General features: G+C 56.3%; 18 protein-coding genes. 8 read left to right on the plus strand and 10 right to left on the minus strand.

Annotated elements, in window-relative coordinates:
• From LH23_RS14755 to LH23_RS14765, 3 genes are read left to right on the plus strand one after another with little or no spacing between them, the layout of a single operon-like run.
• The gene (locus LH23_RS14755) at positions 1 to 927 is read left to right on the plus strand and encodes an amino acid ABC transporter permease (protein ID WP_039292516.1); all 927 of its coding nucleotides are present in this window, start codon (positions 1 to 3) and stop codon (positions 925 to 927) included.
• Positions 911 to 1,684, plus strand: a complete 774-nt coding sequence (locus LH23_RS14760; RefSeq protein ID WP_039292520.1) for an amino acid ABC transporter ATP-binding protein — start codon at positions 911 to 913, stop codon at positions 1,682 to 1,684. Before LH23_RS14755 ends, LH23_RS14760 begins: the two co-directional genes overlap by 17 nt.
• 1 nt (position 1,685) lies before the next feature.
• Positions 1,686 to 2,579, plus strand: a complete 894-nt coding sequence (locus LH23_RS14765; protein WP_039292521.1) for a transporter substrate-binding domain-containing protein — start codon at positions 1,686 to 1,688, stop codon at positions 2,577 to 2,579.
• A gap of 44 nt (positions 2,580 to 2,623) precedes the next feature.
• Here the strand turns inward: LH23_RS14765 and LH23_RS14770 are convergent, their stop codons facing one another.
• Entirely contained in the window at positions 2,624 to 3,088 is a 465-nt protein-coding gene (locus LH23_RS14770; RefSeq protein ID WP_008456437.1) for a glycine zipper 2TM domain-containing protein, read from the minus strand.
• Positions 3,089 to 3,380: 292 nt separating this feature from the next.
• On the opposite strand from LH23_RS14770, the gene anmK reads away from it, so the two are divergent.
• The 5 genes from anmK to pdxY all read left to right on the plus strand — a co-directional run bounded on the left by anmK (position 3,381) and on the right by pdxY (position 7,987).
• The gene (anmK, locus tag LH23_RS14775) at positions 3,381 to 4,505 is read left to right on the plus strand and encodes an anhydro-N-acetylmuramic acid kinase (RefSeq protein ID WP_039292523.1); all 1,125 of its coding nucleotides are present in this window, start codon (positions 3,381 to 3,383) and stop codon (positions 4,503 to 4,505) included.
• 91 nt (positions 4,506 to 4,596) lie between these two features.
• The gene (gene mliC, locus LH23_RS14780; RefSeq protein WP_039292525.1) at positions 4,597 to 4,920 is read left to right on the plus strand and encodes a C-type lysozyme inhibitor; all 324 of its coding nucleotides are present in this window, start codon (positions 4,597 to 4,599) and stop codon (positions 4,918 to 4,920) included.
• Positions 4,921 to 4,977: 57 nt separating this feature from the next.
• Positions 4,978 to 5,634 carry a pyridoxamine 5'-phosphate oxidase gene (pdxH, locus tag LH23_RS14785; RefSeq protein ID WP_039292528.1) on the plus strand — a complete coding sequence of 219 codons (657 nt, stop codon included), beginning with the start codon at positions 4,978 to 4,980 and terminating at the stop codon, positions 5,632 to 5,634.
• Between the two features lie 139 nt (positions 5,635 to 5,773).
• A complete protein-coding gene (gene tyrS, locus LH23_RS14790; protein ID WP_039292531.1) occupies positions 5,774 to 7,048 on the plus strand; it encodes a tyrosine--tRNA ligase in 1,275 nt (424 codons plus the stop codon).
• 78 nt (positions 7,049 to 7,126) lie between these two features.
• Positions 7,127 to 7,987 carry a pyridoxal kinase PdxY gene (gene pdxY, locus LH23_RS14795; RefSeq protein ID WP_008456431.1) on the plus strand — a complete coding sequence of 287 codons (861 nt, stop codon included), beginning with the start codon at positions 7,127 to 7,129 and terminating at the stop codon, positions 7,985 to 7,987.
• 47 nt (positions 7,988 to 8,034) lie between these two features.
• On the opposite strand, the gene gstA is transcribed toward pdxY, so the two are convergent.
• From gstA to rsxA, 9 genes are all read right to left on the minus strand, one after another.
• A complete protein-coding gene (gene gstA / locus LH23_RS14800) occupies positions 8,035 to 8,637 on the minus strand; it encodes a glutathione transferase GstA (RefSeq protein ID WP_039292535.1) in 603 nt (200 codons plus the stop codon).
• Positions 8,638 to 8,746: 109 nt separating this feature from the next.
• A complete protein-coding gene (dtpA, locus tag LH23_RS14805) occupies positions 8,747 to 10,252 on the minus strand; it encodes a dipeptide/tripeptide permease DtpA (RefSeq protein ID WP_039292537.1) in 1,506 nt (501 codons plus the stop codon).
• Between the two features lie 605 nt (positions 10,253 to 10,857).
• Positions 10,858 to 11,493, minus strand: coding sequence for an endonuclease III (gene nth, locus LH23_RS14810; RefSeq protein ID WP_039292541.1), 636 nt, complete (start codon positions 11,491 to 11,493; stop codon positions 10,858 to 10,860).
• Positions 11,493 to 12,185: an electron transport complex subunit E gene (locus LH23_RS14815; RefSeq protein WP_039292544.1), complete on the minus strand. Its 693-nt coding sequence runs from the start codon at positions 12,183 to 12,185 to the stop codon at positions 11,493 to 11,495. Before LH23_RS14815 ends, nth begins: the two co-directional genes overlap by 1 nt.
• The gene (rsxG, locus tag LH23_RS14820) at positions 12,182 to 12,808 is read right to left on the minus strand and encodes an electron transport complex subunit RsxG (protein ID WP_039292547.1); all 627 of its coding nucleotides are present in this window, start codon (positions 12,806 to 12,808) and stop codon (positions 12,182 to 12,184) included. Before rsxG ends, LH23_RS14815 begins: the two co-directional genes overlap by 4 nt.
• Before the next feature lie 9 nt (positions 12,809 to 12,817).
• Positions 12,818 to 13,870, minus strand: coding sequence for an electron transport complex subunit RsxD (rsxD, locus tag LH23_RS14825; RefSeq protein ID WP_039292550.1), 1,053 nt, complete (start codon positions 13,868 to 13,870; stop codon positions 12,818 to 12,820).
• The gene (gene rsxC / locus LH23_RS14830; protein WP_039292554.1) at positions 13,871 to 16,033 is read right to left on the minus strand and encodes an electron transport complex subunit RsxC; all 2,163 of its coding nucleotides are present in this window, start codon (positions 16,031 to 16,033) and stop codon (positions 13,871 to 13,873) included.
• Positions 16,026 to 16,604: an electron transport complex subunit RsxB gene (rsxB, locus tag LH23_RS14835; protein WP_008456423.1), complete on the minus strand. Its 579-nt coding sequence runs from the start codon at positions 16,602 to 16,604 to the stop codon at positions 16,026 to 16,028. The genes rsxC and rsxB overlap by 8 nt, the downstream gene beginning before the upstream one ends.
• Positions 16,604 to 17,185: an electron transport complex subunit RsxA gene (gene rsxA, locus LH23_RS14840; protein WP_008456422.1), complete on the minus strand. Its 582-nt coding sequence runs from the start codon at positions 17,183 to 17,185 to the stop codon at positions 16,604 to 16,606. Before rsxA ends, rsxB begins: the two co-directional genes overlap by 1 nt.
• Positions 17,186 to 17,212 lie beyond the last annotated feature (27 nt).

The raw sequence follows: 17,212 nt of genomic DNA on the forward strand, positions 1-17,212 counted from the left end.
ATGAAAACGTCTGAAACCATTAAAGTTGTGCCCGCGCGTTACCCGCTGCGCACCGCGGGGGCAGTGATTGCGCTGTTTGTACTGGCGGTGGTGGTGCAATCCGTCGCATTTAACCCTCGCTGGGAATGGGGCGTTTTTGCCCACTGGTTTTTTGATCCGGTCATTCTGGAAGGGTTAGGGCAAACGCTGTTGTTAACGCTGCTGGGTACGGCGCTGAGCGTGGTGCTCGGGGGCTTACTCGCGCTGGCAAGGCTATCTTCTTCCTGGCTGCTGAGCAGCCTGGCCTGGAGTTACATCTGGCTGTTTCGCTCCCTGCCGCTGATTGTCGTGTTGATCGTGCTCTACAACTTCTCTTACCTGTATGACACGCTGTCGATTGGGGTGCCTTTCACCAGCATCGTCTGGGGCAGCTACGACACGATTAACGTGCTGGGGCAATTTTCGACGGCGGTAGTTGGGCTAACGCTGGTGCAAAGTGCCTACACCGCAGAGATTGTTCGCGGTGGTTTTCTGGGTGTGGATCACGGGCAATATGAAGCCGCCGCAGCGTTAGGTCTGCCCGCGTGGCGACGTACCGTGCGGATTATTTTGCCGCAGGCGCTGCGCACGATCCTCCCCGCCGGGTTCAACGAAATCATCAGCCTCGCTAAAGGCACGGCGATGGTTTACGTGCTGGCGATGCCGGAGCTGTTTTACACCATCCAGATGATTTACAACCGCACGCAGCAGGTGATCCCGCTGCTGATGGTGGCGGCCGTCTGGTATCTGGTGATCACCAGCGTACTGTCGCTGATTCAGTACCTGGTTGAACGCTCGCTGGCACGCAGCGAACGCCGCTCCGCCATCAACCAAACGCGCACCGCCCGCAGCGCTGCGCCGTCCACAGCCCCCGTTGCCCAGGAGCCGGTCCATGCCAACCTCTCATAACGGCCATATTTCCATTACCGGCGTCAGTAAATATTTCGGTCGTCATAAGGCGCTGGATGATGTCTCGCTTGAGATCCCGCCAGGCACTGTGACGGTGATCCTCGGGCCATCAGGCTCCGGGAAATCTACGCTGTTGCGCACTATCAACCACCTTGAGCGGGTGGACGAAGGCTACATCCAGATTGACGGAGATTACATTGGCTACCGCCTGAAAGGGGACAAACTGTATGAGCTGAAAGAAAAGGAGATCCTGCGTCAGCGGGCCAACGTGGGCTATGTCTTTCAGAACTTCAATCTGTTCCCCCATATGACGGTACTGGAAAACCTGATTGAAGCGCCGGTGGCCCATAAGCAGCTGAGCCGCAAAGAGGCGATTGAGCGTGCGTATGATCTGCTGGACGTCGTCGGGCTGCGCAATAAAGCCGACGCCTGGTCGCGGCACTTATCCGGCGGGCAGCAGCAGCGCATTGCCATTGCCCGCGCGCTGGCGTTAAGCCCACGGGTGATGCTGTTTGATGAGCCAACGTCAGCGCTCGACCCTGAGTTGGTCGGCGAAGTGCTGGACGTAATAAAAAGATTGGCTCGTTCGGGCACGACGCTTGTAGTCGTCACGCATGAAATCGGCTTTGCGCGGGAAGTGGCCGATCAGGTGGTGTTTATGGTGGACGGCAAAATTGTCGAGCAGGGAAGCAGCGACGACGTGTTGAATCGGCCGCAGCACCCGCGCACCCGCCAGTTCTTATCGAAGGTGCTGTGAGATGAAATATGGATTTATCGCGCTGTTGGTCTCTTTTTCCGCTTTGTCCGCGCAGACAAATATTGACCTTGTTGCCAATGAAAAGCCTTTGAGCGTGGCACGGGATGAAAAGGCGATTGCCAAAATCCCCGCTGGTTATCGGTTCGTCGAACCCGGTACATTAACGGTGGCGATCTCTGCGCTTAACTCTCCGCCGTTGGCGCTACTGGCCAGTGACAACCGCACGCGCATAGGCAGCGACCCGGATATTGCCCGCCTGCTGGCCGGCAGCCTGGGCCTGAAACTGAAGCTGGTCCCGACCGCGTGGGAAGACTGGCCGCTGGGCATTACCTCCGGGCGCTATGATGTGGCGCTGGTAAATATTGCCGTGACGGAGCAGCGGAAAGAGAAATTTGATTTTGCCACCTATCGAGTGGACTCACTCTCTTTTGCCGTGAAGGCCAGCAGCCCGATTCAGTCTATCGCTAAGGCAGAAGATCTCGCCGGGCGAAAAGTTATCGTCGGGTCAGGCACAAATCAGGAGCGTATTTTGCTTGGCTGGAATGCAGAAAACGAAGGGGCCGGGCGCGAGCCTGCCTTGCCTGTTTATGTGACCGACGACGCCTCCGCCAATCTTTATATTCAGTCTGGCCGGGCCGACGTGTTCTTTGGGCCGCAGTCAATTACGGCCTATAAAGCCGCGTTAACAGGCACCACGCGCGTGGTCGGGCTGGGGCCGAAAAAAGCCTATGTGGCGACGACAACGAAAAAGGGCAACGGGCTGGTGTACGCCCTGCAGGCGGCGCTGGATGGGGCTATTCAGCGGGGTGAGTATCAGCAGGTGCTAGCGCGGTGGGGGGAGCAGGGGGAAGAAGTTGCGCAGTCGGAAGTGAATCCACCCGGCATTACTTACTAACAGAAAAGGCCCGCTATGCGGGCCTTAATTCATTTAGCGCTGTCTTAGCGAGGCGCAACGGTGATGTTGTTGCCGCTGCCGGAGATGGCTACACGCTGGCCAACGGAGTAACGGGTGTCACCCTGTTTCTGCACGGCGATGATGGTCTGGCCGTCATCTTTACGGATTTCCAGCTCAACGCCTTTGCTGTTGCCCATTGCGCCGCCGACGGCGTCACCCGCCAGGCCACCGGCTACAGCGCCGCCTGCGGTTGCCAGAGTACGCCCGGTGCCGCCGCCAACGGTGTTACCCAGCAGACCACCCAGTACCGCACCGCCGATAGCCCCGATAGTGCTGTTGCTGTCGCTGCCTTTAATGGTCACCGCGCGAACGTGGGTAATGGTCCCGTAGGTCACGGTTCTTACCTGTTTAGCTTCGGACGCGTTGTAAACATCGCCGGACAGCCCTTCGTTGGCGCAGCCAGCAAGGGTGAAAGCAACCAGTGAAACTGCCAAAATACGTGAAATCATTTGTACCTCTCCTGTGAACCCATCAACGCTCGGTGAGCATCCGTTATGGCTAAATTATATGGCAATTCCTGGCCATAGTTCATGTTTGTTCTACAACAATCCTGTAAAAATAGTAAATCAAATGTCTTTAACAACAATTAAACCGCTACGCTGTGCGAGTTTCGCTTAAATGCCGAGCCGCCTGCTGCCGCGGCTGACACAGATTATTAATTAAAAATATTAATAAATCATAATATTGCGTGCTAGTTTAACCGCATTAATTTACCGCCCCGGCGAGAATAAGGAGTGACGGATGAAGTCAGGTCGTTATATAGGCGTGATGTCAGGCACCAGTCTGGATGGTATCGATGTGGTGCTGGCTGCTATCGACGAACATCTGGTCGTTCAGCAGGCGAGCTACAGCCACCCGATGCCGCTGGCCATCAAAAACGCGGTTCTTGCCGTTTGCCAGGGGCAGCAACTCACGCTGTCCCAGCTAGGCCAATTGGACAACCGGCTGGGTAAATTGTTCGCCGAGGCGGTGCAAATCCTTATTAAGCGTGAAGGGCTGCGGCCTGAAGACGTCACGGCCATTGGCTGCCACGGGCAAACCGTGTGGCATGAGCCGCAGGGCGAGGCCGCCCACACGATGCAAATTGGCGACAACAACCAAATCGCTGCGCTGACTGGTATTACCGTTGTCGGTGATTTTCGCCGTCGCGATATGGCCCTTGGCGGGCAGGGCGCGCCGCTGGTGCCGGCGTTTCACCAGGCGCTGCTCGCGCATCCGGTGGAGCGTCGAATGGTGCTCAACATCGGCGGCATAGCCAACCTCTCTTTGCTGATCCCAGACCAGCCGGTCAGAGGCTACGACACCGGGCCCGGCAATATGCTGATGGATGCGTGGATCTGGCGGCAGCGTGGGAAAGGTTACGATAAAGACGCCGAATGGGCGAGCCAGGGCAAAGTCGTTCTTCCTTTACTGCAGCAAATGCTGAGCGATCCTTACTTCGCCGCACCTGCGCCCAAAAGTACAGGCCGTGAATACTTTAACTATGGCTGGCTTGAACGCCAGCTTGCGATGTTCCCGGCGCTTGCCGGAGAAGATGTGCAGGCCACGCTCACTGAGCTGACGGCGACAACTATCGCTGAACAGGTGCTGCTGAGCGGCGGCTGTGAACGTCTCATGGTGTGCGGCGGAGGCAGCCGTAACCCGCTGCTGATGGCGCGCCTTGCTGCGCTGCTGCCGGGTACCGAAGTGACGACGACAGACGAAGCCGGAATCAGCGGGGACGATATGGAAGCTCTGGCGTTTGCCTGGCTGGCCTACCGCACAATGTCCGGCCTGCCGGGCAACCTGCCTTCGGTAACCGGTGCTTCAGAGCCAACCATCCTCGGTGCCATTTATCCCGCTAATCCGCGTCATAATCAGAGTTAACTGAAATTATCTTCATCCCGCAGCCGCTAAACTGCTAGCGTTAAGGAGGGCGTATGCCCTCCAGGGATAACAAGATCTTCAGGATACTCAGATGAAAAAACTGCTCGTTGCCACCGTGCCAATGCTGCTCGCCGGCTGTAGTTACTACAACGCTTTTCTCGAAAAAATGCATACCGATACGCTGGCGTATCAGTGCGATGAAAAACCACTCACCGTGAAGCTGAATAACGACAAACAGCAGGTTAGCTTTGTCTACGATAACCAGATGCTGAACCTGACGCAGGGGCTTTCCGCGTCCGGCGCGCGTTATACCGACGGCGTTTACGTCTTCTGGTCTAAGGGCGACAGCGCCACCGTCTACCGCAAAGACACTATCGTGCTGAATAATTGCCAGCTACAGACGGCCAAACGTTGAGATTTCTCAGGGTGGAGAGCACAATAGCTCCACCCGAGGATAGCCTGATGTAACGCCATGTCTGATAACGACTCTTTGCAACAGATTGCGCATTTGCGCCGCGAATACACCAAAGGTGGCCTGCGCCGCCACGATCTTACCGACACGCCGCTGCCGCTGTTTGAACGCTGGCTGGCTCAGGCCTGCGAAGCCAGGATAGTTGATCCGACCGCGATGGTTGTGGCGACGGTTGACGAAAACGGCCAACCGTATCAACGCATCGTCCTGCTTAAGCATTTTGATGAAAAAGGGCTGGTGTTTTACACCAACCTGGGATCTCGCAAGGCACATCACCTTGAAATGAACCCACGAATTAGCCTGCATTTTCCCTGGCATATGCTGGACAGGCAGGTGATGGTGCAGGGCACCGCCGAGCGTTTGTCCACCCTTGAAGTGTTGAAATACTTCCACAGCCGCCCGAAGGACAGCCAGATAGGCGCCTGGGTATCGAAGCAATCGAGCCGCATATCCGCGCGCGGCGTGCTGGAAAGCAAATTCCTTGAGCTAAAACAGAAGTTCCAGCAGGGCGAAGTGCCGCTGCCGAGTTTTTGGGGCGGCTACCGCGTCAGCATCGACCAGATGGAGTTCTGGCAGGGCGGTGAACACCGTCTGCACGACCGCTTCCTCTACCAGCGTGACGGAACTGCCTGGAAAATAGACCGCCTCGCGCCGTAAAGTCAGGATTTTCACCTTTAGCGCTGGTGCTAACTGCACCAGCGCTTTATTCTATGTGCCCTCAAAATGAATTCTTTCGCCAGTGGGCGAAAAGCCGTGTACCGGCAAAGGTGCAGTCGTATTAGAGATGGAGAATTTGATGTCGAACATCAATTTGATCAAACAATTGCAAGAGCGGGGCCTGGTGGCCCAGGTGACGGATGAGGATGCGTTAGCAGAGCGACTGGCGCAAGGGCCAATTGCACTCTATTGCGGCTTCGATCCGACCGCCGACAGCTTGCATTTGGGCCATCTGGTTCCACTGCTGTGCCTGAAACGCTTTCAGGAAGCAGGCCATAAGCCGGTTGCCCTCGTGGGCGGCGCCACCGGTCTTATCGGCGACCCAAGCTTTAAAGCCGTTGAGCGTAAGCTGAACACCGAAGATACCGTGCAGGAGTGGGTGGAAAAAATCCGCCGCCAGGTTGCACCGTTCCTCGACTTTGACTGCGGAGATAATTCTGCCGTCGCCGCAAACAACTACGACTGGTTCGGCAGCATGAACGTGCTGACCTTCCTGCGTGATATCGGCAAACACTTCTCTGTTAACCAGATGATTAACAAAGAAGCGGTAAAACAGCGTCTGAACCGCGACGACGTGGGGATCTCTTTCACCGAGTTCTCTTACAACCTGCTGCAGGGTTACGACTTCGCCTGCCTGAACAAACTGCACGGCGTGGTGCTGCAGATTGGTGGTTCTGACCAGTGGGGTAACATCACCTCCGGTATCGACCTGACCCGTCGTCTGCACCAGCAGCAGGCTTTCGGCCTGACTGTACCGCTGATCACTAAATCTGACGGCACCAAATTCGGTAAAACTGAAGGCGGCGCGGTCTGGCTTGATCCGAAGAAAACCAGCCCGTACAAGTTCTACCAGTTCTGGATCAACACCGCGGATGCCGATGTGTATCGCTTCCTGAAGTTCTTCACCTTTATGGACATTGCAGAGATCAATGCCCTGGAAGAAGAAGACAAAAACAGCGGGGCTGCACCTCGCGCCCAGTACGTGCTGGCCGAGCAGGTCACCCGACTGGTGCACGGTGAAGAAGGTCTGACCGCGGCTAAGCGTATTACCGCCAGCCTGTTTAACGGCAACCTGAGTGAACTGAGCGAAGCAGATTTTGAGCAGCTGGCTCAGGATGGCGTGCCGATGGTTGAAATGGATCGCGGTGCCGACCTGCAACAGGCGCTGGTGGATTCCGAGCTGCAGCCATCCCGTGGCCAGGCGCGTAAAACCATCTCGCAGAACGCAATCACCATCAACGGTGAAAAGCAGTCTGACCCGGAATACACCTTCACCGAAGGCGATATTCTGTTTAACCGTTACACCCTGCTGCGTCGTGGTAAAAAGAACTACTGCCTCGTCTGCTGGAAATAAGTTATCGACATAGAAAAGCACGGCTTATGCCGTGCTTTTTTTTAGCAAGCACAACACCTGGCGATACCCGAGTCGAAAATGAAAAACATTCTTGCCATCCAGTCCCACGTGGTATTTGGTCACGCCGGCAACAGCGCCGCCGAATTCCCGATGCGCCGCCTGGGCGCCAACGTCTGGCCGCTGAACACGGTGCAGTTCTCCAACCACACGCAGTACGGGCAATGGACCGGCACGGTGATGCCCGCCAGCCACCTGAGCGAGATTGTGCAGGGGATTGCGAATATTGGCCAGCTGGAGCGCTGTGATGCGGTGCTGAGCGGGTATCTGGGCTCGGCGGAGCAGGGCGAACATATTCTTTCCATCGTGCGTCAGGTCAAAGCGGCTAACCCGAAGGCAAAATACTTCTGTGATCCGGTGATGGGCCACCCGGAGAAAGGCTGTATCGTGGCGCCTGGCGTGGCGGAATACCATACACGCTACGCCATGCCTGCGAGCGATATCATCGCCCCGAACCTGATTGAGCTGGAAATTCTGAGTGGCCACAGCGTAAACAACGTGGACGAAGCCGTGGCAACTGCCCGGGAGCTTATCGCTCAGGGGCCGGAAATTGTGCTGGTGAAGCACCTGGCTCGCGCAGGCTACCAGCAAGACCGTTTTGAAATGCTGCTGGTCACGGCGGACGAAGCCTGGCACATTCATCGCCCGCTGGTAGACTTTGGCGAACGCCAGCCGGTTGGTGTGGGCGACGTGACCAGCGGCCTGCTGCTGGTTAAGCTGCTGCAGGGTGCAACGCTGCGTGAAGCGCTGGAGCATGTGACCGCGGCGGTGTACGACATTATGGTCGTCACCAAACGCATGGCTGAGTACGAACTGCAGCTGGTTGCGGCTCAGGACGGGATTGCCAAACCTGAACACTATTTCACGGCGGTGAAGCTCTGAAATAAAAAACGCCCTCAGGAGAGGGCGTTTTGCTATCCAGGGCTAACTTAAATCCCTTCGGCGGTCAGCGCCGCAGACACAGCCGGACGCGCCTTCATGCGCTCAACGTAGGCTTCGATATTCGACAGCCCCGCCAGATCCAGCTTCAGGCCATAGGCCCAGCGCAGTACGGTGAACAGGTAAGCATCCACCACCGTGAAGCGGGAGCCCATCAGCCACTGCTTGTCCTGCAGCGATTCGTTCACATAGTGGAATTTTTTCTCCATCTGCTTGCGAACCACAGCCTTGAACTCTTCGGGAGTCGCCGGGTTGAACAGCGGAGAGAAACCTTTATGCAGCTCAGTTGCTACATAGTTCAGCCACTCCAGCGTGTGGTAGCGAGTCATGCTGCCCGCCGGGGCGAGAAGCTGGCGGTCAGGCACCTTATCCGCCAGGTATTGCACGATAGCTACACCTTCGGTCAGCAGGGAGCCGTCATCCAGCACCAGCGCGGGCACCTGCCCTTTAGGGTTAATGGCAAGAAAATCGTCACCGTTTTCGGTGCGTTTGGTCGCAAGGTCAACTTTGACCAGCGAAAAGTCCAGGCCAGATTCACGCAGGATAATATGTGGGGAGAGGGAACAGGCACCGGGCTTGAAATACAGTTTCATGACGAACTCCTTTAGGGCGCTAAGATAACTTATGTTAGTGCGGACGCCGTGAAAAAAAAAGCCGCCAGCTGTGAGGCCGGCGGCTAAATAATCATTTTTCCTGGAGAAATTACGCGGTAGCGGTTTCGTTAACCTTTTCGGCTTTGTCTTCGCTCAGCGTCATGCGGTTCAGCTTCGGTGCGGTCAGCAGCATCAGCACGGCAATCACGCCGGTGACGATACCGATCTGCATGAAGACACGGCCGTACACTTCCAGAGACTGCAGCGGGTCAGTCACGTTTTCTGGCACCGCCATCAGGCCTGCAACTTTACCCGCGATGATTGCTGCCCCAGCCGTCGTCAGGAACCAGCTGCCCATGATGAAGCCCATCAGGCGCTGTGGTACCAGCTGTGCCACCATAGCGAGGCCCAGGCCGGAAATCATTAACTCACCGATACTCTGCAGCGCATAGCTCAGGATCAGCCAGTTCACGGACACAATACCCGCTTCGTTAGCGAACTTAGCCCCAACCGGCAGCACCAGGAAGGCGAAGGAGCACAGCACCATACCGATAGCGAATTTATGCGGCATTGGCAGGCGGTCGCCCATTTTGTTGTAAATGGCAGCGAGAATCGGGCTACCAATCATGATCCAGAACGGGTTCAGCGCCTGGAACTGCTCGGCTTCGAAAGTGATGCCCAGAATTTCGTGGCCCACGTTACGAATAGCGAAGAAGTTCAGGGAGGTTGGCATCTGGCTGTAAAGCACGAAGAAGACGATAGCTTCAACCATCAGGATGAAGGCCACGATCATCTTACGGCGAGCGGCGCCTTTCATCGCAAAAGCTTCTTTCGCGAAGATAATAACGATACCCAGTGCAACTAAGCCCAGCACGGCGCGAGCAATGCCCTGGTTGTGCAGCAGCCAGGTTGCCACGGCAATCAGCACCACAACGCCTGCGATGGTTGCCATCAGCTTGCCGAAGTGTACCGGCGCGAAGTCAGGTTTAGAGCCGTAGTCCTTCACCCACTTCTTACAGAAGATGAAGTTCACCAGCGTAATCAGCATACCCACGAAGCTCAGGGAGAACGCGGTGCTCCAGCCGTAGTGCACAGCCAGCCACGGGGTAGCAAGCATAGAGAAGAAGGAGCCGATGTTGATGGACATGTAGTACATGGTGAATGCACCGTCCAGACGCGGGTCATCTTTCGCATAGCAGGTAGACAGCAGCGAGGAAGGGTTAGCCTTGAACAGGCCGTTACCCACGGCGATGGTTGCCATCCCGATATACACCACGCTCACGTCATGGCCGGAGTAGGCAACGAGCCCGTAACCGATAGCCAGTACAACCGTACCCAGCATGATAACGCGTTTGGTACCGAGGACTTTATCGCCCAGCCAGCCGCCAATCGCGACCAGGCCATATACAAGGGCGCTAAAGGACGAGAACAGCGTGATGGAGTCCGCTTCGGACATGCCCAGCATTTTGACCAGATAAACGGCCATGATGCCTTGCAGGCCGTAATAGCCGAAACGCTCCCAGAGTTCGATAGAGAAAATCAGGTAGAACGATTTAGGTTGCTTAAAGGCGTTTAGACTAACGCTTTCTGCTGGTTCTTTGTTTGCAGTCGACACATATACCTCTTTTTTTACATCCCGCTTTAATTAAGGGGCTTGCTTATGCCTTACCGCATGGGTAAGCATTTTTCTTGTTATTAGGAAGGAAAAACGGGGGTAATGTTCACTATCCAGGGGTTGCAGGCAAGAGGTTTGTAATAATCTGTTACATATATCCTGGGCGATATAATACGCCAATAGGTGAATTGTTATTCAGCGTTAAATTTTACCAATTCATTTATTAACGATTTTTTGTCTTTTTTCAAAGCGATTTTTTAACATTACAGTTGTATGTTCTGCTGTTAAGGACAAAATGCAGTGTTAATGACCAGTATATTCAATATGCGTGGCCTATTGTATTGCTGTAGATCCATTATTGCTAACGATAGCAAGGCGTTAGCGGTCTTTTCGTTACCTTTTTGCAACCTCGAGTTATCAAAGTGATGCAGATCACAAATTTATAGAAATTTCTTATCGCAAAAAAACGATTAACCTGGTGAGCCGATTGATCGTCGAACAATATAAAATCGTCCCGCGTTTTTCCTGGGATAAAAGTGTGTAATCAGAGGGATTTTAAGGCAGGGAAGTACAGAGGAAGCCCGGGACTGGCCCGGGCAAGGCGATCAGGCGTCAACCTTCTCTTTAAATTCGCAGAGGTCTTCGATAATGCATGAGCCACAGCGCGGCTTGCGTGCAATACAGGTGTAGCGGCCGTGGAGAATAAGCCAGTGATGACAGTCGACCTTAAATTCTGCCGGAACCACTTTCAGCAGTTTTTCCTCTACCAGCTCAACGTTTTTCCCCACAGCAAACTGAGTGCGGTTACATACCCGGAAGATATGGGTATCTACGGCAATCGTTGGCCAGCCAAAGGCAGTGTTCAGCACGACGTTGGCGGTTTTACGGCCTACGCCCGGGAGCGCCTCAAGCGCCGCCCGGTCCTCGGGAACTTCGCCGCCGTGCAGCTCGAGCAGCATGCGGCAGGTTTTGATCACATTCTCCGCTTTGCTGTTAAACAGGCCGATGGTTTTGATGTACTCCTTCACGCCATCGACGCCAAGCGCCAGCACCGTCGCCGGGGTATTGGCGACAGGGTAGAGCTTTGCCGTCGCCTTGTTCACGCTGACGTCGGTAGCCTGAGCGGAAAGCAGAACCGCAATCAGCAGCTCAAAAGGGCTGCTGAAGTTGAGTTCGGTTGTCGGGTGAGGATTGTTGTCTCTCAGGCGGGTGAGGATCTCAACGCGCTTGCTGTTATTCATTAAGCCTTCTCTGCATTGCCTGCTACAGCGGCGGCGGCGCTTTCACGGGCGCGGCGAGCCTTCATTTTTTCATCAATGAGGTATTTTATCGCCAATAGCATACCCAGGCCAATAAAGGCGCCCGGCGGCAGCATGGCGAGCAGGAAAGGCGTGTCGGTGTGGAAGACTTCAATGCGCAGCACTTTTGCCCAGTTGCCAAGCAAGCCGTCCGCGCCATCAAACAGGGTGCCGTTACCGATAATCTCGCGAATGGAGCCTAAAACAAACATCGCGCTGGTTGCGCCCAGTCCGGTGGCAAACCCGTCCAGCGCGGCATAGGGCACGCTGGCTTTTGCCGCATAGGCTTCGGCTCGCCCGACAACGATACAGTTGGTCACGATCAGCGGGATAAAGATCCCCAGCGACTGGTACAGCCCAAATGCGTAAGCGTTGATCAGCATCTGCACGATACTGACCACCGAGGCGATGATCAGCACATATACCGGAATACGAATCTCAGCGGGCACCCAGCGGCGCAGAGCGGAAATTGTCCCGTTGGTCAGCGTCAGTACCAGAGTGGTCGCCAGCCCAAGCCCCAGGGCGTTGGTGGCGGTGGAGGTGACGGCCAGCAGTGGGCAAAGGCCCAGCAGCTGAACCAGCGCTGAGTTATTTTTCCACAGCCCGTTTATCAGGACGCGTTTTGTTTCGCTCATTGTTGCTCTCCACAGGCCGGCAGTTCACTGAGCTGCGCAGGCAGGGTTTCTGCGAACAGGCCAGCGCGCTTAACGGCGTTGACTACCGCACGTGGGGTAATGGTTGCCCCGGTAAATTGCGTGAACTGCCCGCCGTCTTTTTGGACCGCCCAGCTCGGGTCATTGCTGCCCTGAATGCGTTTATTAGCAAAGTGGGTGATCCAGTCGCTAAGACGCAGTTCTATTTTATCTCCAAGCCCCGGCGTTTCGTGGTGTTCGGTCACGCGGGTGCCGAGAATGGTGCCGTTAAAATCGGCGGCAACCAGAATCTGTATAGCACCAGAATAGCCGTCAGGCGCGGTGGCTTCCATCACTACGGCAACAGGCTTGTCGCCTTTACGCGCCACATAAATATGTCGGGCGCCTTTGCCGAGCGGGGAGTCCTTCACCACCAGGCAACTGTCCTGAATAGGGTTATCGTAGACGTCATCGGCAATCACCTGATCAAACAGCATTTTTTGCTGCAGTGCCGATTGCTGGGCGATAGTCGGTTTAGTCAGTTCATTCACCAGCGCCGTCAGCCCGGTAAACAAGGCGGCGAACAGCGCCAGGGCTACGCCATGCTTTTGCATCGTTTTAAACATAGCGTCTCCTTAACGGTGGCCGTAGGCGCGAGGGCGGGTGTAGTAGTCGATCAGTGGCACGGTAATATTGCCCAGCAGTACGGCGAATGCTACGCCATCAGGGTAACCGCCGTAAGTGCGGATCAACCAGACCAGCAGGCCAACCAGCGCCCCGAAAATCAATCGACCACGGTTGGTCGTCGAGGCGGTGACCGGGTCAGTCAGGATAAAGAACGCGCCGAGCATGGTCGCGCCGGAGAACAGATGCACCATTGGCGACAGGCATTTTTCCGGGGCAATAACCCAGCCGAGCGTGGAGCAGACGGCCAAAGCCACCAGGAAGCCTGCCGGAATATGCCAGCGAATGGTGCCGCGCCACAGCAGGAACAGGCCGCCGGCCAGATACGCCAGGTTAACCCACTGCCAGCCGAGCCCCGCCAGCGCGCCGCCATAGATTGGCGCACTCAGAAGTTGCTCCGCGGAGTGCCCCGCATGCAGGCCGGTTTTGAAGGTGTCCAGCGGCGTGGCCTGGCTGATGCCGTCCACGCCCATGCGCAGCGTATCCATGGTGCCGCCTGTGGCGGTTGCGCCGTGGAAAATCACCTGCAGACTGTCAACAAAACCCGGTACGTTGGCGGCAATGGATTGCGGCGGCAGCCAGGAGGTCATCTGCACCGGGAAAGCAATCAGCAACACCACGTAACCAATCATCGCCGGGTTAAACGGGTTATTGCCAAGGCCGCCATAAAGCTGCTTAGCAATGATGATCGCAAACACCATCCCGACAACCACCATCCACCATGGCGCGAGAGGCGGGATACTGATCCCCAGCAACAGGCCGGTCAGCAGCGCCGAGTTATCGGCAAGGTGGTTCTGGACGGATTTTTTGCGCAGACGCAGCACCAGCGCTTCGGCGGCCATGGCGCTAACGATCCCCAGCACAACCTGAATCAGTGTTCCCCAGCCAAACCAGTACCACTGCATCGCGATACCGGGCAGGGCTGCGAGGCAAACCAGCAGCATAATACGCGCGGTGCTGCGCTGATTATGGGTAAACGGGGAGCTTGCGATTTTAAAAACCATTTATTCCTCTGGAGACATCTGAGCGGCTTTACGCGCCTGAACGCGGGCAATTGCCGCAGCCACTGCAGCTTTGCGTGGATCTTGTTCTTCTTGTGGGACTGATTGTTCGCTTTCCGTTTTCTGCGCAGCTTTACGAGCTTTAGCGCGAGCAATAGCGGCTTCAACGGCGGCTTTACGCGGATCAACCGCTTCTTGCACAACGGCAACTGGTTCGGCGCTTTCTGCATTTTGCGCGGCTTTGCGGGCCTTAGCGCGAGCAATAGCGGCTTCAACGGCGGCTTTACGCGGGTCAACGGTTTCTTGCTCAACGGCAGCGGGCTCAGCGCTTTCCGCGTTTTGTGCTGCTTTGCGAGCTTTGGCACGGGCAATGGCGGCCTCAACGGCGGCTTTGCGTGGGTCAACAGCTTCTGGCTCAGCGGCAGCTGTCTCAGCGCTTTCTGCTGCTTTGCGAGCTTTGGCACGGGCAATGGCGGCTTCAACGGCAGCTTTACGCGGATCGGCTTCAGGGCTGGTCAACGATTCTGCTTGTTGAGCTTTCTCCGCCTGGCGCGCACGCGCTTCAGCTTTACGGGCTTCGCGGGCAGCAATGATTTCGCTGTTGTCCGGCGTACTGCCGGCTTTCACCACGATAGGTTCATCGCTGGCCTGCGCTTTTTTGCTTTTTACGCGGGCAAGCGCGGCTTGAATAGCGTCATTATCTTTTGCTGTAGGCTGAACGGCGGCATTTTTATGGCGCTCAAGACGGGCGGCTTTCTCACGCTCCAGCCTTTCCTGACGGGCTTCAAAGCGAGCCTTAGCTTCAACAGTGCGTTTTGCTTCCAGTTCAATCTCACGAATCTCAGCTTTTTCCTGCCGGAAGTACTGCACCAGCGGGATATTGCTCGGGCAAACGTAGGCGCAGGCCCCGCACTCGATACAGTCCGACAGGTTGTAGGCGGTGGCTTTGTCGTGCTGCTGGCCTTTGCTGAACCAGTACAGCTGCTGCGGCAGCAGATCGGCCGGGCAGGAGTCCGCGCAGGCGCTGCAGCGAATACAGCCTTGTTCTTCTTCCTGTTCGCCCATTTCAGCCGGAGACGGGGCCAGCAGACAGTTAGTGATTTTCACCACCGGGACATCAAGCCACGGCAGGGTAAAGCCCATCAGTGGCCCACCCATAATCACTTTCTGATCCTGCCCCGGGCGGAAGCCCGCAAAACTGAGCAGGTGGCTGACCGGCGTGCCCAGGCGCGCCCAGACGTTGCCCGGCTGAGTTATTGATTCGCCAGTTAAGGTGACGACGCGCTCGGTCAGCGGTTCGCCATCAATCACCGCACGTTTAATGGCATACGCGGTGCCGACGTTCTGCATCAGAATGCCAATGTCGGACGAACGGCCCCCGTGGGGCACCTGCTTACCGGTTAAAATCTGCGTCAGCTGTTTAGCGCCGCCGGACGGGTATTTCGTCGGGATGACCCGCAGCTGCATATCGTGGCTATTGGCCAGCACCGCTCGCATCATGGAGATGGCCTGCGGCTTGTTGTCCTCAATGCCAATAAGAATGCGCTGTGGCTTCAGAATATGGGCCAGAATGCGCACGCCTTCGATGATTTGCGCGGCGCAATCCTGCATCAGGCGGTCGTCGGCGGTGATGTAGGGCTCGCATTCGGCGGCGTTGACGATCAGCGTGTCAATTTTATCGCCACCGCCCTGCAGTTTGCTGCCGGTCGGGAACCCCGCCCCGCCCAGCCCGGCCACGCCGAACTGATGAATGCGTTCGATAAGGGCTTCGCGGCTCTGGCAGCGGTAGTCGCTCCAGCCGTCTCGTTCAATCCAGCGGTCTTCACCGTCGGCATCAAGAATGACGCTAAGTTCGGCAAGGGCAGAAGGGTGCGCGGTTGAGTGTGGTTCAATAGCTTTAATGATGCCGGAGGTTGGAGCATGTACCGGCAGCATACGCCCGCGCCCACGGGTCAACGGCTGGCCGCGTAACACATGATCACCAGGTTTGACGCACAGTTCACCTTCCGCGCCGATGTGCTGCTTAAGTGGGATCACAAGCTGAGAGGGCAGCGGAACCTGGCGCAGCGGCGTGCCGTTAGACTGGGTTTTCATCTCCGGTGGATGAATGCCGCCGTCAAAGTCCCAAATTCTGTCTTTTTTAAAGCGATTGAAGATATTAAGCATGGTTATCCGCCGGGATCATACGCACCGGGATGGTCTGCAAATCCCATTTCCAGCTTTCTGTCGTTGGGCTGACGGGGATCAGGTCGATGCAGCGGGTAGGGCAAGGGTCGACGCAAAGGTTACAGCCTGTGCACTGGTCGCTGATCACGGTATGCATGGCGCGGGTCGCGCCGACGATGGCGTCAACGGGGCAGGCCTGAATGCATTTTGTGCAGCCGATGCAGTTTGCTTCGTCGATAACGGCGAGCATGCGCACCGGCTCTGCGGCGGTGGCGTCACCGTCAATCGGCTGGGGCTCAACGTTCAGGGCGCTGGCAATTTTTAGCATTACGGCTTCGCCGCCCGGCGCGCAAAGGTTTATTTTCGCGCCCTGATTGCCAACGGCCTCTGCGTAAGGGCGGCAGCCAGGGTAACCGCACTGGCCGCACTGGCTCTGGGGCAGCAGTTCGTCAATACGGTCAACTATCGGGTCTTCTTCTACTTCAAAGCGGCGAGAGGCATAGCCGAGGATCAGGCCGAACAGCAGCCCCATCAGCGTGACCGAAATAATCGCCATCCACAACGTTGTCATCAGAACTTCACCAGACCGCTAAAGCCCATAAATGCAAGGGCCATCAGGCCTGCGGTGACCAGCGCGATAGCGTTGCCGCGAAACGGAGCAGGAATATCTGCTACAACCATGCGCTCGCGAATGGCGGCGAACAGCACCATTACCAGCGAGAAGCCCAGCGCGGCGGAAAAACCGTACACCGCGGACTGCAGGAAGTTATGGCCCAGGTTAATGTTGAGCAATGCCACGCCGAGGACGGCGCAGTTGGTGGTGATCAGCGGCAGGAAGATCCCCAGCAGGCGATAAAGCGCGGGGCTGGTTTTACGCACCACCATTTCGGTGAACTGAACGACAACCGCAATAACCAGGATGAACGCCAGGGTGCGAAGATAGATCAGGTCCAGCGGTACCAGGATAAGCTCGTCGATGATCCACGCAAAAATAGAGGCGAGTGTCATCACGAAGGTGGTTGCCAGCCCCATGCCGATGGCGCTTTCCAATTTTTTGGAAACCCCCATAAACGGACACAGACCAAGGAACTTCACCAGCACGAAGTTATTGACCAGCACGGTACCTACAAAGAGCAGCAAATAATCTGACATGATTCGACCTGAAACAAAAAAAGCCGC

Origin of the sequence: Cedecea neteri, assembly GCF_000758305.1 — a bacterium.
In the GTDB taxonomy this organism is placed as follows: Bacteria; Pseudomonadota; Gammaproteobacteria; order Enterobacterales; family Enterobacteriaceae; genus Cedecea; species Cedecea neteri_C.

Bases quoted from the DNA above. Each gene is read 5' to 3' on its own strand.
- LH23_RS14755 (WP_039292516.1), top strand. From the start codon at position 1: ATGAAAACGTCTGAAACCATTAAAGTTGTGCCCGCGCGTTACCCGCTG.
- LH23_RS14760 (WP_039292520.1), top strand. From the start codon at position 911: ATGCCAACCTCTCATAACGGCCATATTTCCATTACCGGCGTCAGTAAA.
- LH23_RS14765 (WP_039292521.1), top strand. From the start codon at position 1,686: ATGAAATATGGATTTATCGCGCTGTTGGTCTCTTTTTCCGCTTTGTCC.
- LH23_RS14770 (WP_008456437.1), bottom strand. From the start codon at position 3,088: ATGATTTCACGTATTTTGGCAGTTTCACTGGTTGCTTTCACCCTTGCT.
- anmK (WP_039292523.1), top strand. From the start codon at position 3,381: ATGAAGTCAGGTCGTTATATAGGCGTGATGTCAGGCACCAGTCTGGAT.
- mliC (WP_039292525.1), top strand. From the start codon at position 4,597: ATGAAAAAACTGCTCGTTGCCACCGTGCCAATGCTGCTCGCCGGCTGT.
- pdxH (WP_039292528.1), top strand. From the start codon at position 4,978: ATGTCTGATAACGACTCTTTGCAACAGATTGCGCATTTGCGCCGCGAA.
- tyrS (WP_039292531.1), top strand. From the start codon at position 5,774: ATGTCGAACATCAATTTGATCAAACAATTGCAAGAGCGGGGCCTGGTG.
- pdxY (WP_008456431.1), top strand. From the start codon at position 7,127: ATGAAAAACATTCTTGCCATCCAGTCCCACGTGGTATTTGGTCACGCC.
- gstA (WP_039292535.1), bottom strand. From the start codon at position 8,637: ATGAAACTGTATTTCAAGCCCGGTGCCTGTTCCCTCTCCCCACATATT.
- nth (WP_039292541.1), bottom strand. From the start codon at position 11,493: ATGAATAACAGCAAGCGCGTTGAGATCCTCACCCGCCTGAGAGACAAC.
- LH23_RS14815 (WP_039292544.1), bottom strand. From the start codon at position 12,185: ATGAGCGAAACAAAACGCGTCCTGATAAACGGGCTGTGGAAAAATAAC.
- rsxG (WP_039292547.1), bottom strand. From the start codon at position 12,808: ATGTTTAAAACGATGCAAAAGCATGGCGTAGCCCTGGCGCTGTTCGCC.
- rsxD (WP_039292550.1), bottom strand. From the start codon at position 13,870: ATGGTTTTTAAAATCGCAAGCTCCCCGTTTACCCATAATCAGCGCAGC.
- rsxC (WP_039292554.1), bottom strand. From the start codon at position 16,033: ATGCTTAATATCTTCAATCGCTTTAAAAAAGACAGAATTTGGGACTTT.
- rsxB (WP_008456423.1), bottom strand. From the start codon at position 16,604: ATGACAACGTTGTGGATGGCGATTATTTCGGTCACGCTGATGGGGCTG.
- rsxA (WP_008456422.1), bottom strand. From the start codon at position 17,185: ATGTCAGATTATTTGCTGCTCTTTGTAGGTACCGTGCTGGTCAATAAC.